Here is a 14,770-nt window from a genome sequence, read left to right on the forward strand (position 1 = left end):
ACTTTGGCTCCTGACTCCCAGTCAATACCCGCAGGCTCGCGGTTCGAGCCTGACTGTTCAGCGCACCTGATGTAAGGTTGACCGTCATCTGGACGGCCATGGATTGGAGTAAAGCAGTTGTTCAAAAAGTACGCATGCTACTTGAGCATTTGTTTGCTCGCTGCGCCGTTTGTCGCTTGCGCCGATGAGCCGCTGCCCCCGCTCGAAACCCTGCCGACGCCGGAAACGCAATTGCCGGTCGAGCCGCGCAGCCCGTTGCAGGCGGTTTTGATCAGCCTGGCGCAGTCGTGCCCGGCCATCGCTCCGCGTCTCAATGGCCCGGCGTTGAGCCAATTGCAGGCGTTTTATGAACAGCAGGACTGGATGCCGGTGTGGGCGAGTGAGTCGGCACGCTTGCCGGCATTGCGCGCGCAATTGCAGCTGTTGGCCGATGATGGGTTGAATCCGAATCGCTATGCGGTCGCGACGACACCGCCGCAGGATGGCGAGCTGTGCGCCGACATCGACATCAGCCGCAACTACCTGCAGGCCTTGCAGGATCTGCATTACGGCCGTCTGTTGCAATCGCATTTCGAACCGCTGTGGCGTGTCGACGGCCCGCCGAACGACCGTCAGGCGCAACTGCTCAGCATTGCCGTGCCGGGCATGAACGATATTGCTGCGGCGTTCAACCTGGCGCGCCCGCATCTGCCGCAATATCAAAGCCTGCGTCAGTTGTATGCCGCGCAACGCTTGCAAGCCTTGCCGCAATGGCAGCCGGTGGGCAACGGCCCGTTGCTGCGTCCGGCGATGGAAGACTCGCGCGTGCCGGAACTGGCCCGACGCTTGTACAGCGAAGGCTATCTGCCACACGCACTGGTGACGCCGGACAACGCCTACGATGACGTGCTGGTGGAGGCAGTGAAGCACTTTCAGGCCAGCCATTCGTTGCAGGCTGACGGCGTGGTCGGGCCGGGCACCATTGCCGAGCTGAACATCAGCCCGCTGACCCGTCGCGATCAATTGCGGGTCAATCTCGAACGCTTCCGCTGGATGGCCCAGGACATGGAGCCCAGTGGCCTGGTGGTCAACGTGGCCGCCGCTGAGCTGACGCTGTATCAGGGCGGTCAACCGGTGTGGCAGACCCGCACCCAGGTCGGCCGCGCCGAGCGCCAGACTCCACTGCTCAAATCCCGCGTCACCCGCCTGACGCTGAATCCGACCTGGACCGTACCGCCGACCATCTGGAAGGAAGACAAGCTGCCGGAAATCCGCAAGGATCAGACCTTCCTCAGCCGTCAGAACCTGCAAGTGCTCGATGCCAACGGTCAGCCTCTGGCGGCAGCGGACATCGACTGGGACAACCCCGGCAACATCCTCCTGCGTCAGGACGCCGGCCCGCGCAATCCGCTGGGGCAAATGGTCATCCGTTTCCCCAACCCGTTCTCGGTGTACCTGCACGACACGCCGAGCAAGGCGCTGTTTGAAAAAGGCCCACGGGCGTTCAGCTCCGGTTGTGTGCGCGTCGAGCACCCCCTGCAACTGCGCGATCTGCTGCTGTCTCCGGCGGAAAAAGCTCGGACCGAGACTTTGCTGGCAACCGGCACCACCCATGAATTTCGCCTGTCGGCGCCGGTGCCGATCCTGATGACCTACTGGACGGCGCAAGTCGACAGCAGCGGCCAGGTGCGTTATGCGCCGGACATCTACAGCCACGACAGCGCATTGCTGGCGGGCCTGGATCGGGCGCATTGAGTCCGGCACCAGCACGGCAGTCAAAGATCTGTGTTCGATGAGTGATTTCAGGTCGACGAATCCCGTACAAACACCTCGGTCAGTCCCCTCTCCTTCGGGAGAGGGCTAGGGTGAGGGGCCGATTTCAAGCCGAACCCATTACTCAAAATCTCACCGCCTCAGCCCCTCCACCAACCACGGCAAAAGCTCCTCACACGAGCCTTCAATCTTCAAATCGAGCAGATCATCCGCCCGGGTCTTGCCCAGATTGATCGCCATCAACGGCTTGCCACGCTCGGCAATCACCCGACACAAGCGAAACGCCGAATACGCCATCAACGACGATCCCACCACCAGCAACCCCGCCGCATTCTCGGCGGCGGCCAGCGCCCGTGCGGCTGTCGGTTGCGCCACGTTCTCGCCGAAGAACACCACATCCGGTTTCATCCGCTCACCCGCGCAATGCGGGCACTGCGGTACCTGAAAGCGCGCTTCAAATGCCGGGTCGAGCAAGGTATCGCCATCCGGCGCCTGCACCGCATCAACACCACTCAGGTAGGGATTCTGTGTCTCCATCAGCTGCTGGATCGCATCGCGCTCGCTGCGCTGCCCGCAATCCAGGCACAGTACTCGATGCAGGCTGCCGTGCAGTTCGATCACATCGTGGCTGCCGGCCTGATCGTGCAAGGTATCGACGTTCTGCGTGATCAAAGCGCTGATCCGGCCACGCTGCTGCAACGTCGCCAGCGCCTCATGCGCCGCATTCGGTCTGGCCTTTCGCACGCGCGGCCAGCCGAGCATCGCTCGCGCCCAGTAGCGCCGGCGTGATTCCGGGGCGGCGAGAAACTCCTGATACATCATCGGCTGCCGCCCGCGACGTACGCCGTCGCTGTCGCGATAGTCCGGAATGCCCGATGGCGTGCTGATGCCGGCGCCGGTCAATATCAGGAATTTATCGTCGGCCATGGCCTGCAACAGCGTATCGAGATGTTCGCGGATCGGGCTATCGAGCATGCTCAGCACTCCAGAATGGGCAGTGTCCGCAGGTTAGCACGCGATCCGCACGGGTTACTTGCGCGCCTCCAGAATCAGGTTGAACGGTGTCTGCGTGGCGCGGCGGAACTGCTTGAATCCGGCCTCGACAAAGACTTTGCGCAGGCGCAATTCGCCTGCCTGCGCACCGAGCCCGAGACCGACTTCCTGTGACAGCGAATTGGGTGTGCAGATAAACGTCGAGGCGGCGTAGAACAGGCGCCCGACCGCGTTGAGATTGTCATCCAGCTTGTCATTGGCGAACGGTTCGACCAGCAACACCGTGCCGTCGTCTTTCAGCGACTCATAAGCGTGGCGAGCGGCGCCGACCGGGTCGCCCATGTCGTGCAGGCAATCGAAAAAGCAGATCAGGTCGTAGTCGCCGCCGGGATAGTTTTTCGCCGTGCCCTCGAAGAATCTGGCGCGGTTGCCCACGCCACCTTCTTCGGCCCGTTGCGTGGCAACGGTGACGGAGGGCGCATGGAAGTCGAAGCCGACAAACTGCGATTTCGGAAACGCCTGAGCCATGATCACCGTCGAGGCGCCGTGGCCGCAGCCGATGTCGGCAACCTTGGCACCGCGTTCCAGCTTCGCCACCACGCCGTCCAGGGCCGGTAGCCATTCGGCAATCAGGTGACCTTTGTAGCCGGGGCGGAAGAAACGTTCGGTGCCGCTGAACATGCACGGATGGTGATCGCCCCACGACAGCGCGCCATTGCCGCGCATGGCCTTGACCAGTTTGTCCTTGTCATGGAAAAACGACGCCACCACGCCGAGACCGCCAGCGACATACACCGGCGAATCCTCCACGGCCAGCGCCAGTGCCTGTTCTTCAGGCAAGCGAAATTGACCGTCAAGGTGTTCCATATAGCCCGATGCGGCATGGGCGCTGAGCCATTCGCGTACCAGGCGCGGATTGCAGGTGGTTTTGGCTGCGAGGGCTTCGGGGCTGATCGGTTGGCTGTCGGCCATTGCCCGGTACAGACCGAGTTCTTCGCCGACGATGACATTGGCCAGCATCGCCGCGCCGCCCATGTCGTTGACCAGTTTGCCCATGAATTCGTTGAGCTTCGCCTCATTCATCACGTGTGCTCCTGAAACAGGATCACCGTCCGGCGGCGTTGAATGTCGAGGCAGGCGCCACCGGGCGGTGGTCACGGATTGGGGCAGGGCACAGCAGACGTCCTGCGGCCCCCTCGACTGGGTAATGAATGAGTCTAGTCGGTGTTTTTCTCAGCGTGGCAGCGGCAACTTCAGTTCAGCGCACAACCCGCCACCTTCACGATTGCTCAACAGCAGCGAGCCACCCAGCGCCAACGCCAATTGCTGGGCGATCGCCAGCCCGAGCCCGGTGCCGCCGGTGTCGCGATTGCGCGAGTTTTCCACGCGGTAGAACGGTTCCAGCACCTGCGCCAGTTCGGCCTCGGCGATGCCCGGGCCGCGATCGAGGACTTTCACCGACAGGCTGTTGCCCTGCGCTTCGACCTGCAATTGCGCGGCGCCGGCGAATTTCAGGGCGTTGTCGGTCAGGTTCACCAGGACCCGGCGCAGGGCCTGCGGGCGGGTTTCGATCACCGCTTTGCTTTTGCCGCCGAGTTGCACGTCCTTGCCCATGTCCTGATAGTCGAAGACCAGGCTGTCGAGGAACGAGTCGAGATCAGTACGCCGGCTTTCTTCGGTGGCGCCGTGAACGCTGCGGGCGTAGGCCACGCCTTCGCGCACCAGATGTTCGATTTCGCCCAGATCGCTGCTCAGTTTGTCTTTCTCGACCGAGTCGTCCATGAATTCTGCGCGCAGTTTCATCCGGGTGATCGGCGTTTGCAGGTCGTGGGAAATCGCCGCGAGCAGTTGCATGCGTTCTTTCAGGTAGGCGGCGATGCGGGTCTGCATGGCGTTGAACGCCCGTGCCGCGTGGACCACTTCGGTCGGCCCGTGCTCGTCGAGCTTGATCGGGTGAGCGTTGGGGTCGAGGGTTTCCACGGCGTTGGCGAGGCGGGTGAGGGGACGGATGGCGATGCGCACGGCGAGCCAGGTGCAGAGGATCAGCAACGCCAGTTGCCCGAGCAGCACCACCGGCAACCACGGCGACAACGGCACCATCGCCGGACGGATATCGATGGTCACCGGGCTACCGTCGCTCAGGCGCAGGTGGCCCTGGAAATGTTGTCTCGGACCGCCGGGAACTTCGGTAAACACGATTGGATAAGTGTCGCCGATGGCCGCCGTAATCGAGGCGATCGCGACGGACTTTTCAGCCGAGGTCACCGGCATGCCCGGTTCGCCCTCGTTGAGCAGGTAGCCGTAATTGCGCCGGGCCAGACGCGGCAGCCAGGCCTCGCGTTCGGCGGCGGGCAGGCGATCGAGGATCGCCATCGACGTCGAGACGTCGGTTTCGAGGTTGCCGAGCATGGTGCTTTTCGCGCTCTGGTAGCGCTCGTAGTACTGCGCGCCGAACGACAGGCCCTGCGCCAGAATCAGCCCGATCAGGAAGATCAGCGACAGGCGCGAGGCGAGGGTGCGCGGCCATTGCAGCTTGAGTTTCATGCCGACGCCCCGAGCAGTTCGACCGGCAGCGAAAACACATAACCTTCACTGCGCACGGTCTTGATATAGGCCGGCTCGCGAGCATCGTCCAGCAGGCGTTGACGCAGGCGACTGACCAGCAGATCGATCGAGCGGTCGAACAGATCGGCCTCGCGGCCCTGGGTCAGGTTGAGCAGTTGATCGCGGCTGAGCACCCGTTGCGGATGGTCGAGGAACACCCGCAGCAGGCGGTATTCGGCACCGCTGAGGGCAACCATGGTGCCGTCGCTGTCGAGCAAGTGGCGGGCCGAGGTGTCCAGCTGCCAACGACCGAACGCCAGCAGGCGTCCGGCTTCGGTGACCACCAGATTCGGCGGCAACATGCGTGTGCGGCGCAATACGGCGTTGATCCGCGCCAGCAGTTCGCGGGCGGCGAAAGGTTTGGTCAGGTAATCGTCGGCGCCCATTTCCAGACCGATGATGCGGTCGGTCTCATCGTTGCGCGCGGTGAGCATCAGCACCGGCGTCGCCTTGTGTTTGCCCACGCGTAATTCGCGGCACAACTGCAGGCCATCGTCGCCGGGCATCATGATGTCGAGCACGATCAGGTCGACGGTGTTGGCATCAAGAAAGCTGCGCATCTGCCGGCCATCGGCGACCACCGTCGTGCGCAGGCCGTTCTTCTTCAGGTAGTTGCCTACCAGTTCACGGATCTCGCGGTCGTCGTCGACGATGAGAATGTGATCGACATGTTCCATCGGTTCAAGCCTCTGTCAAAGGGGGAATGCCGTGCAGTCTATAGCGCCGTAGACCGCACGCCTGCCTGCCTTTGTATTGCAGTGTATCTGCCGCAGCGGCGGATACACACCGACGCAAAATCACGATTTTTTTGGGGTTTTGTATCGCTCTGTATCTACACACTGCAGGGATACACAACGAGTGATTCTCGTCCTTTCCTGACACAGACGCGATACCTCGAAGGCCTCAAATAGGCTCCATCGAGGCACACACAGACCGCCTCGGCTCAAACCCACTGAAGCCTTGAGGACTACACCATGAACAACAAATCCGTATTCGCCGCCTGCCTGTTCGCCGCTCTGAACATCTGCACCCTGTCGGCCCACGCCGAAGCTGACGTCAGCCGGCAAACCTACACCTACGGCACCCATCTGGATATCCAGAAAGTGCTGTCGATGACCGAAGACACCTCGGTGACCTGCGGCATCACCGAGGCACGCATGACCTACCTCGATTCCGCCGGCAAAACCCGCGAGCTGGATTACAGCAAATTCGCTGACGGCTGCAACAACCAGAACTGAGTCATCCCTACTTTTTCTGCAAGGAGTTTTGCCATGAACAACGTCTCGCGCTTTCTGACCGCAGCAGCCTTCGCCTTCACCGGTGCCGCCGCCCACGCCAGCAGTGCTGTGGAGCAGAGCAGTTGCGCCAGCAGCACCTGCTTCCAGCTGACCACGGTAGCGAAGGAGGGCAGCGATGCCTTGATCGCCGCTGACGGCTCCAGCCGCACGCCGCAGGGGCAGACGCTCGCCGCTGACGGATCGAGCCGCACACCGCAAGGCCAGATGGTTGCCGCTGATGGTTCCAGCCGCACGCCGCAGGGCCAAATGGTTGCCGCAGATGGTTCCAGCCGCACGCCGCAAGGCCAGATGGTTGCAGCTGATGGTTCCAGCCGTACACCGCAAGGCCAACTGGTCGCGGAAAACGGTGCCAGTCGTACGCCTCAAGGGCAGTTGCTCGACGGCCAGACTGCATGAGCCACGGCGTAAGTAAAGCGAGCTAGCGAGGGGGCGTTTCCCTCGCTGGCCGGTTGCGTGCCCAGCCCCCATTCCAAGGTGACCCCTTATGTACCTCATTGCATTTCTCGGCGGTCTGCTGACCGTTCTCAGTCCGTGCATCCTGCCGGTGGTGCCGTTTCTGTTCGCTGGCGCCAACCGTACCCGTTCCTCGATCTTCCTGACTCTCGCCGGCATGGCGCTGACCTTTGCGCTGATCTCCAGCCTTGCCGTGGTCAGCAGCGAGTGGGTGATCCAGGCCAGCAACACCGGCCGCCACGTTGCCTTGCTGGTCATGGCGCTGTTCGCCCTGTCGCTGATCTCGGCCCGCGTCGGTGACTGGCTGACCAGGCCGTTTGTCGCGCTCGGCAATCGTCTCGATCAGGACACGCGTAAACGTGCCGGACCGATGGGCTCGATCATGCTCGGCGTCGCCACCGGCCTGTTGTGGGCGCCCTGTGCCGGGCCGATCCTTGGGGTGATTCTCACCGGCGCGATGTTGCAAGGCGCCAACGCGCAGACCAGCCTGTTGCTGCTGGCTTACGGCGTCGGCAGTGCCTTGTCGCTGGGCACGTTGATTTTTGCCGGTCGCGGCCTGGTCAATCGACTGAAACCGTCGATCCCGTTCAGCGGCTGGTTGCGTCGCGGTGCCGGGGTTGCGGTGCTTGCTACAGTTGCGGTGATTTCGACGGGCGCCGACAAGACCCTGCTCGCCAATACCTCTTCCGAGGGCGTGGCCAGCGTCGAGAAAAACGTCCTGGAAAACGTGCCGAAAGTGGTCGACTACTTCGTCAGCAAGGTCCGCGCCGATTCGATGATGGACGAGGCCCGGGGCGCGATGCCGTCGCTGTCGGGCGCTGTGCAGTGGCTCAATTCACCAGAGCTCAGTGCCGAATCCCTGCGCGGCAAAGTCGTGCTGATGGACTTCTGGACTTACGACTGCATCAACTGCCAGCACACCCTGCCGTACGTCAAAGACTGGGCGAAGAAATACGAGAAGGACGGCCTGGTAGTGATCGGCGTGCACACCCCCGAATATGGCTACGAACGCATCATCAACAACGTCAAGGACCAGGTGAAAAAACTCGGCATCACCTACCCGGTCGCCATCGACAACGACTACGCGATCTGGCGCAACTTCGACAATCAATACTGGCCGGCGCATTACCTGATCGACGCCAAGGGCCAGATGCGTTACAGCCACTTTGGTGAAGGTCGTTATGCCGAGCAGGAGCAGATGATCAAGCAGTTGCTGGAGGAGGCCAAGGCACCGGCTGCCTGAGTGTTTCATGCGCTTGACAGATATTCACCACTCATCGGCAAAGTGCCCGGTTTACGGGGTTGCCGGACGATTGACAGGGACGCCGGGCAGCCTCGGCGCGATAGTGAGCAAGCACGGTCCGCGTCGCAGCCTGTGCTTTCTCTCTGCCACGGAGCTCGCTGTCATGAGTACCCTGATTGATCTCACTGCCCTGAAGGAACGTCAGAAAGTCGCTTGGGCCAGTGGCGACTACGCCGTGATCGGCACCACCTTGCAAATCGTTGGGGAAAACCTCGCCGAGGCCTGCGATCTGCGCTGTGATGAACAGGTGTTGGATGTCGCTGCCGGTAACGGCAACGCAACCCTGGCAGCGGCGCGGCGCGGTTGTGTGGTGACCTCCACCGATTACGTCGCGGCACTGCTGGAGCGTGGTCAGGATCGCGCCCGGGCCGAACATCTGGAGGTGATTTTTCAGGTGGCCGATGCCGAGGCTTTGCCTTTTCCCGATGAAAGCTACGACGCCGTGTTGTCGACGTTCGGCGTGATGTTCGCGCCTGACCAGGTCAGCGCCGCTAATGAGCTGGGGCGGGTCTGTCGGCGGGGTGGGCGGATCGGTATGGCGAACTGGACGCCGGAGGGCTTCGTCGGGCAGATGTTCAAGATTCTCGGCCAGCATCTGCCACCGCCAGCAGTGGCTCAGCCACCGTCGAACTGGGGCTCGGATGCGTGGCTGCACAAGCATTTCGATGACCGCGATTTTGTCGTACGCGTGACGCGCAGCCACTTCAATTTCCGCTACCGCTCGGCGGCGCATTTCATTGACATCTTTCGCCACTGGTACGGGCCGGTGCACAAGGCTTTTGCGGTGTTGTCGGCGGAGGCCGGACAGGCGCTGGAGGATGATCTGACGGAGTTGCTCAACCGATCGAATCGCGCCGGGGAGGCGTCGCTGGTGGTGCCGAGTGAGTATCTGGAGGTGGTGATTACCAAGCGCTAGTCCAGATCGGATTTCCTGATCGATGAAGATCACTGTGGGAGCGAGCCTGCTCGCGAAAGCGGTGTGCCAGCCAACCTTTATGTTGATGGAACCACCGCATTCGCGAGCAGGCTCGCTCCCACGGGGGGATGTGTTTATTTCAAATGGCCGCGATCAAACCACTCCAGCGCCGTGCGCCAGATGCAGATCCCCAGGAAATAAGCCGACATCAGCAACCACAAACCCATCACCAGCGGGTTGATCACCGGGTGATTGAGTACCAGCGACAGGCTGCACAACAGCCAGATCGCCGTCACCGCGATATTGATCGGCATGAAACGCCGCACGCGAAACGGGTGCAGGAATTTCATCCGCGTCACCGTCAGCAAGGCCAGCGCGATCACGGTGAGAAAGGTAATCCACGGCCCCGGACCAATGATGTACAAACACAACGCAACCACGTTCCAGGCCGCCGGGAAGCCGACAAAATAGTTGTCCTTGCTCTTCATGTTGACGTTGCAGAAGCAGAACAGCGACGACACCAGAATCACCGACACCGTCAGCAGCAGGGTGTAATCAGGCAAGGGAATGTAGCGGTAGATAAACAGTGCCGGGATGAATACATACGTCAGGTAATCGATGACCAGATCAAGGATCGAACCGTCGAAACTCGGCAGCACCGATTGCACATTGACCTTGCGCGCCAGTGCGCCATCGAGGCCATCGACGATCAGCGCCACGCCCAGCCACATCAGGCAATGGATCGGCTGGTTTTCCAGCAGCGCGAGGGTGGCGAGGAAGGCGGTGACCACGCCAGTCGCGGTAAAACCATGGGCGCCCCATGCTTTGAGCCTGGCGATGTGTACGGTGGATATCACGGGGGCGTTCTCCAGAAAGTGAAGCAAGCCGGGTATCGCCCATCGTCAGAAAGGGCGTCGGCAAACCGGGTCGGGTTGCAGCTATCGACCGGTTTGGCCGGGATAAGGTTCACCACCCATGAATCTTAGCTGGCTCGCGGAAAATTTCTCGGATGCGATTTCATCGGTGAGCCGGCGTCAGCCCAACGGTGCTGGCGCTATGGCTGAGTCGGTCTATCGTTGCCTGACGCAATCAGGCCGGGGCCTCGGAGGATAACGTCATGAACACCAGCGATTTGCTTGAACAACTGCTGCGAGGCCAGGCCTCGGCAGGACGACAACGCGGGGCTTCGGCCGGTGACGGTGTGGGCGGATTGCTCGGTGGCCTGTTGGGCGGCGGCAGTCAGACTGGAGCGGACGGCGCGGCTGCTTCGGGTGGCCTGGGCGGCCTGGGTGGTTTGCTCGGTGGCCTGCTCGGCGGTGGCGGCTTGGGAAGCGCCCTCGGTGGCGGCAGCCGAAGCCGTACCGGCGGGACCAATTACGCCGCACTCGCGTCGCTGGGCATGATGGCGTACCAGGCGTACCAGGCCTGGCAACGCAGCCAGGCCAGCAAGGCGCCACAACAACTGCCGCAAACCGCCGACCTGCTCGCCGGCCCGCAAATCGAAACCCATAGCCACGCGGTGCTGCGCGCCCTGATCGCCGCCGCCAAGGCTGACGGCCGCATTGATCAAGCGGAAAAACACCTCATCAGCAGGGAAATCGGCAAACACACCGTCGACCCACAGTTGCAACAATGGCTCAACGCCGAAGTCGCCAAACCGCTGGAGCCCCGCGAAGTGGCGCAATCCGCTGACGGCGATCCTGCCGTAGCCGCCGAAATGTACCTGGCCAGCGTCATGCTGGTGGACGACCAACAGGACGCCGAACGCAGCTATCTCGATGAGCTGGCCGCAGCCTTGAATATCGATCCCGACTTGCAGGTGCATCTGGAACAGCAGGCAAAAGGGCAAGCCTGACCCGCTGTAAAAATCCCTGACACTGCCAGCCCCGGCCGCTCCATCCGTCCGGGGCTTTTTTACCTCGATTGAATTTTTCCGCCGCCGTGTCGCTCTTCTGCATAACAGAACCCGTCTGCCATCGGTGTGCTCATGAACAGGAACCTCGACGATTACAACCGCATGCGTGATTTTTCCGCGACGTCGGAGCCGGCCGCAGTCAAGCGCTCGGGCCGAAAGTCGGCCAAGAATCATGCGTTGCAGTTCTGCATCCAGAAGCACGACGCTTCGCACCTGCATTACGACTTTCGCCTCGAACTCGACGGCGCTCTCAAGAGTTGGGCGGTGCCGAAGGGGCCGTCGCTGGATCCCTCGGTCAAGCGTCTGGCCATTCATGTCGAGGATCATCCGCTCGATTACGCGACGTTCGAAGGCAGCATTCCCGAGGGGCATTACGGCGCCGGTGATGTGATCGTCTGGGATCGCGGCGTGTGGATTCCGCTGGAGGATCCGCACAAGGCCTATGCCAAGGGCCGACTGAAGTTCGAGCTGCAGGGCGAGAAGCTCGGCGGCGTGTGGAATCTGGTGCGCACGCACATGCCGGGCAAGAAAGAACAATGGTTCCTGATCAAGCATCAGGACAACGCCGCGCGACCGCAGGATGATTTCGACGTGCTGGTCGCCGAGCCCGACAGCGTGCTCAGCGAGCGCACGATTGTCGGCAAATCGGCGGCTGCTGCCGATAAGGCCAAACCGGTGAAAAAGGCCCCGGCCAAGCCGCGCAAGCAGGCGTCCGGGCAGCTTACCGGCGCGCGCAAGGCAAAGTTGCCGGCACTGATCAAGCCGGAACTGGCGACGCTGGTCGATAGCGCACCCGAAGGGCAATGGAGCTATGAGATCAAGTTCGACGGCTACCGGATCATGGCGCGGATCGATCACGATGAGGTGCAGCTGTTCACCCGCAATGGTCACGACTGGACGCACAAACTCCCGCAGCAGGCCAAGGCACTGGCGGCATTGGGTCTGGAATCGGCATGGCTCGACGGCGAAATGGTCGTGGCCAACGAGCAAGGCGTGCCGGATTTTCAGGCGCTGCAGAATGCCTTCGATGCCGGGCGCAGCGGCAACATTGTTTATTACCTGTTCGACGTGCCGTATCTGAATGGCGTCGACCTGCGCGACGTGCCGGTCGAAGAACGCCGCGCCGCGCTGAGCACCATCCTCGGTGCGCAGAAAGAATCCTCAACGCTGCGCTTCTCCGAAGCCTTCGAAGAAACCCCGGACGCGCTGCTCAACAGCGCCTGCCAGATGCAGATGGAAGGCCTGATCGGCAAACGCCTCGGCTCGCCTTACGTGTCGCGGCGAAGCGGTGACTGGATCAAGCTCAAGTGCAAGCATCGCCAGGAATTCGTCATCGTCGGCTACACCGATCCGAAAGGTGCGCGCAGTGCTTTCGGTGCCTTGCTGCTCGGCCTGCACGACCGTGACAGCGGCGAGTTGCGCTATGCCGGCAAGGTCGGCACCGGGTTCAACGAAACCACATTGAAAAGCATCCTCGCCCAACTCAAGCCGTTGCAGACCAAAAGCGCCGCAGTGGTCAATCCGCCCAGCGGTTTCGAGGCCAAAGGCGTGCACTGGCTCAAACCCAAACTGCTGGCCGAAGTGGCATTCGCCGAGATGACCAAGGACGGCTCGGTGCGCCACGCCGTGTTCCATGGTTTGCGCGATGACAAACCGGCCAAGGACATTACCGAGGAGCGAGCGAAGCCTGTGAAAGCTGCCAAGTCCGAAAAGACCGAAAAAAACGAAAAAACCGATAAGACCAAAACCGCCGACAAGCAGCCGGCAAAGAAAACCGCCGCCAGCAAAAAGGCCGAAACCGCACCGTCGCAATCTGGACTGGCCGGCGGCAAGGTACGCATCACCCACCCGGATCGGGTGATCGACGCCGTCAGTGGCACGACCAAAATGCAACTGGCGCAGTACTACGCCAGTGTCGCCGAATACATCCTGCCGCAACTCAAGGATCGCCCCGTTGCGCTGGTGCGTGCACCGGACGGCATTGCCGGCGAATTGTTCTTCCAAAAGAACGCCGAACGCCTGGCTATCCCGGGGATTACTGCACTAGACAAGGACATCACCGGCCAGCCAGTGATGATGATCAACAATCCCGAAGCGCTGGTCGGCGCGGTGCAGATGAGTACCGTCGAGCTGCACACCTGGAACGCGACGAAGGTGGATCTGGACAAGCCTGATCGCTTCGTCCTCGACCTCGACCCGGATCCGGCGTTGCCATGGAAAAGCATGGTTGAAGCCACCGCGCTGACCCTCACCGTGCTTGATGAGCTGGGCCTCAAAGCCTTCCTGAAAACCAGCGGCGGCAAAGGCATTCACCTGGTGGTGCCATTGACGCGCAAGCATGGCTGGGACGAAGTGAAGGACTTCAGCCACGCCATCGTCAGCCACATGGCCAAGTTGCTGCCGGATCGTATTTCAGCGGTGTCCGGGCCGAAAAACCGCGTCGGGCGGATCTTCATCGATTACCTGCGCAACGGCCTCGGCGCCACCACCATTTGCGCCTACGCCGCACGCGCGCGGGAAGGCATGCCGGTGTCGGTGCCGCTGTACCGAGAGGAAGTCGCTGAAATCAAGGGCGGTAATCACTGGAACATCTACAACGTTCACGAGCGTCTGACCGAAGTCGGTGATGAGCCTTGGGCGGACATGAAGAAAACCCGTCAGACCATCACCGCCGAGATGCGCAAACGCGTCGGCATGAAAAAGTGATCAGGTGTCGCGCAGCAAGTCGTGGGCGTTGAGCAGTTCGAAGGCGATTTGCGGGTGGTTTTCCAGGCCCTTGCGAATCGCCGCCGGAATTGCCGCGCGAGTCTTGCGACACAGGCCTGGCAGCTCGTCGATCTGAATGGCGATACCGCGCATGGTGCGTACTTCGTTGAAACCGGGGGCGACGTCGACGCGAATGCCGAGTTGCTCGTACATACGCTGTTGCAGGCGTTTGAGGTCGGCGAGGTCTTTGAGTTGTTCCAGGCGCGCCAGAAGAATTTTTTCTTCAGCGCGAGTCAAGCGCAGGATGCGCACATCCGCGCCGGGCGTTTCCAGCAACGGATCGCGCCCGCAGATGCAGGCGCCGGGAGGGCAGGGTGAGCGCAAGGGCACGGTCGTCGTCATGGCCTCCATCATAGAGGCCGTCGGACATGTTTGCCTATGCGCACTCAGCGGCCGTCCATCGGCCGCTGCGTCCCTCGTGACTACTGCTGCACGCCTTCGTATTGCACGAGAATGGCGTTGGCCAGGTCTTCATCAGTGGCGTTCAAGCCAGGGTTGGCCTGACGCACCTGTTGCAGTACCGACTCAAGATAAACCCCACGAATGGCCCCGCCGCTGGCGACAAACGCAGACACGTCGTCACGGGCCGGAATCACCATTTTGTCGTCCTTGAAGGTCGAGTACAGCGACGCGGAGACACCTGCCGAAGTGGCGACATCACCCGCGTCAACACGGGCCAGCGCCGAACCGACCGGCAGGCAAAGCATAAAAGAAGAAATCAGGACTAACTTGCGCATGACGTGTTCCTCCACAAGCGCTAAGCAAAAAGG

The 14,770-nt window shown here is 61.7% G+C and carries 14 protein-coding genes; 7 read left to right on the forward strand and 7 right to left on the reverse strand.

Annotated elements, in window-relative coordinates; all coding sequences use genetic code 11:
• The first annotated feature begins 117 nt into the window (after window positions 1–117).
• Entirely contained in the window at window positions 118–1,734 is a 1,617-nt protein-coding gene (locus tag KVG85_RS04670) for a L,D-transpeptidase family protein (RefSeq protein WP_217863101.1), read from the forward strand.
• A 150-nt stretch (window positions 1,735–1,884) separates the two neighbouring features.
• Here the strand turns inward: KVG85_RS04670 and KVG85_RS04675 are convergent, their stop codons facing one another.
• From KVG85_RS04675 to KVG85_RS04690, 4 genes are all read right to left on the reverse strand, one after another.
• Entirely contained in the window at window positions 1,885–2,727 is an 843-nt protein-coding gene (locus KVG85_RS04675; RefSeq protein ID WP_217863102.1) for an NAD-dependent protein deacetylase, read from the reverse strand.
• A gap of 54 nt (window positions 2,728–2,781) precedes the next feature.
• Window positions 2,782–3,828, reverse strand: coding sequence for a class I SAM-dependent methyltransferase (locus KVG85_RS04680; RefSeq protein ID WP_217863103.1), 1,047 nt, complete (start codon window positions 3,826–3,828; stop codon window positions 2,782–2,784).
• A 150-nt stretch (window positions 3,829–3,978) separates the two neighbouring features.
• Window positions 3,979–5,289: an ATP-binding protein gene (locus KVG85_RS04685; protein WP_217863104.1), complete on the reverse strand. Its 1,311-nt coding sequence runs from the start codon at window positions 5,287–5,289 to the stop codon at window positions 3,979–3,981.
• Window positions 5,286–6,026 (reverse strand): response regulator, encoded by a 741-nt coding sequence (locus KVG85_RS04690; protein ID WP_039762337.1) that lies wholly within the window; start codon window positions 6,024–6,026, stop codon window positions 5,286–5,288. The genes KVG85_RS04685 and KVG85_RS04690 overlap by 4 nt, the downstream gene beginning before the upstream one ends.
• Before the next feature lie 297 nt (window positions 6,027–6,323).
• Here KVG85_RS04690 and KVG85_RS04695 point away from each other — a divergent pair, with 297 nt between their 5' ends.
• The 4 genes from KVG85_RS04695 (at window position 6,324) to KVG85_RS04710 (ending at window position 9,319) form a co-directional block, all read left to right on the forward strand.
• Window positions 6,324–6,587: a DUF2790 domain-containing protein gene (locus tag KVG85_RS04695; RefSeq protein WP_016775158.1), complete on the forward strand. Its 264-nt coding sequence runs from the start codon at window positions 6,324–6,326 to the stop codon at window positions 6,585–6,587.
• A 33-nt stretch (window positions 6,588–6,620) separates the two neighbouring features.
• Window positions 6,621–7,043 (forward strand): hypothetical protein, encoded by a 423-nt coding sequence (locus KVG85_RS04700; RefSeq protein ID WP_217863105.1) that lies wholly within the window; start codon window positions 6,621–6,623, stop codon window positions 7,041–7,043.
• Between the two features lie 88 nt (window positions 7,044–7,131).
• Window positions 7,132–8,343: a cytochrome c biogenesis protein DipZ gene (locus tag KVG85_RS04705; protein ID WP_217863106.1), complete on the forward strand. Its 1,212-nt coding sequence runs from the start codon at window positions 7,132–7,134 to the stop codon at window positions 8,341–8,343.
• A 163-nt stretch (window positions 8,344–8,506) separates the two neighbouring features.
• A complete protein-coding gene (locus KVG85_RS04710; protein ID WP_217863107.1) occupies window positions 8,507–9,319 on the forward strand; it encodes a class I SAM-dependent methyltransferase in 813 nt (270 codons plus the stop codon).
• Window positions 9,320–9,453: 134 nt separating this feature from the next.
• On the opposite strand, the gene pcsA is transcribed toward KVG85_RS04710, so the two are convergent.
• Window positions 9,454–10,176, reverse strand: coding sequence for a phosphatidylcholine synthase (pcsA, locus tag KVG85_RS04715; protein ID WP_130911042.1), 723 nt, complete (start codon window positions 10,174–10,176; stop codon window positions 9,454–9,456).
• 260 nt (window positions 10,177–10,436) lie between these two features.
• On the opposite strand from pcsA, the gene KVG85_RS04720 reads away from it, so the two are divergent.
• Both KVG85_RS04720 and ligD read left to right on the forward strand, forming a co-directional pair.
• Entirely contained in the window at window positions 10,437–11,174 is a 738-nt protein-coding gene (locus tag KVG85_RS04720) for a tellurite resistance TerB family protein (protein ID WP_217863108.1), read from the forward strand.
• 132 nt (window positions 11,175–11,306) lie between these two features.
• Window positions 11,307–13,940, forward strand: a complete 2,634-nt coding sequence (ligD, locus tag KVG85_RS04725) for a DNA ligase D (RefSeq protein WP_217863109.1) — start codon at window positions 11,307–11,309, stop codon at window positions 13,938–13,940.
• Here the strand turns inward: ligD and KVG85_RS04730 are convergent, their stop codons facing one another.
• A complete protein-coding gene (locus tag KVG85_RS04730; RefSeq protein WP_174823844.1) occupies window positions 13,941–14,342 on the reverse strand; it encodes a hypothetical protein in 402 nt (133 codons plus the stop codon).
• An 80-nt stretch (window positions 14,343–14,422) separates the two neighbouring features.
• Window positions 14,423–14,737, reverse strand: a complete 315-nt coding sequence (locus tag KVG85_RS04735; protein ID WP_217863110.1) for a DUF2388 domain-containing protein — start codon at window positions 14,735–14,737, stop codon at window positions 14,423–14,425.
• Window positions 14,738–14,770 lie beyond the last annotated feature (33 nt).

Source organism: Pseudomonas triticicola (assembly GCF_019145375.1).
Lineage (GTDB): Bacteria > Pseudomonadota > Gammaproteobacteria > Pseudomonadales > Pseudomonadaceae > Aquipseudomonas > Aquipseudomonas triticicola.

Bases quoted from the DNA above. Each gene is read 5' to 3' on its own strand.
- KVG85_RS04695 (WP_016775158.1), top strand. From the start codon at position 6,324: ATGAACAACAAATCCGTATTCGCCGCCTGCCTGTTCGCCGCTCTGAAC.
- KVG85_RS04735 (WP_217863110.1), bottom strand. From the start codon at position 14,737: ATGCGCAAGTTAGTCCTGATTTCTTCTTTTATGCTTTGCCTGCCGGTC.
- KVG85_RS04720 (WP_217863108.1), top strand. From the start codon at position 10,437: ATGAACACCAGCGATTTGCTTGAACAACTGCTGCGAGGCCAGGCCTCG.
- KVG85_RS04690 (WP_039762337.1), bottom strand. From the start codon at position 6,026: ATGGAACATGTCGATCACATTCTCATCGTCGACGACGACCGCGAGATC.
- KVG85_RS04685 (WP_217863104.1), bottom strand. From the start codon at position 5,289: ATGAAACTCAAGCTGCAATGGCCGCGCACCCTCGCCTCGCGCCTGTCG.
- KVG85_RS04730 (WP_174823844.1), bottom strand. From the start codon at position 14,342: ATGACGACGACCGTGCCCTTGCGCTCACCCTGCCCTCCCGGCGCCTGC.
- KVG85_RS04675 (WP_217863102.1), bottom strand. From the start codon at position 2,727: ATGCTCGATAGCCCGATCCGCGAACATCTCGATACGCTGTTGCAGGCC.
- ligD (WP_217863109.1), top strand. From the start codon at position 11,307: ATGAACAGGAACCTCGACGATTACAACCGCATGCGTGATTTTTCCGCG.
- KVG85_RS04705 (WP_217863106.1), top strand. From the start codon at position 7,132: ATGTACCTCATTGCATTTCTCGGCGGTCTGCTGACCGTTCTCAGTCCG.
- KVG85_RS04710 (WP_217863107.1), top strand. From the start codon at position 8,507: ATGAGTACCCTGATTGATCTCACTGCCCTGAAGGAACGTCAGAAAGTC.
- KVG85_RS04680 (WP_217863103.1), bottom strand. From the start codon at position 3,828: ATGAATGAGGCGAAGCTCAACGAATTCATGGGCAAACTGGTCAACGAC.
- KVG85_RS04700 (WP_217863105.1), top strand. From the start codon at position 6,621: ATGAACAACGTCTCGCGCTTTCTGACCGCAGCAGCCTTCGCCTTCACC.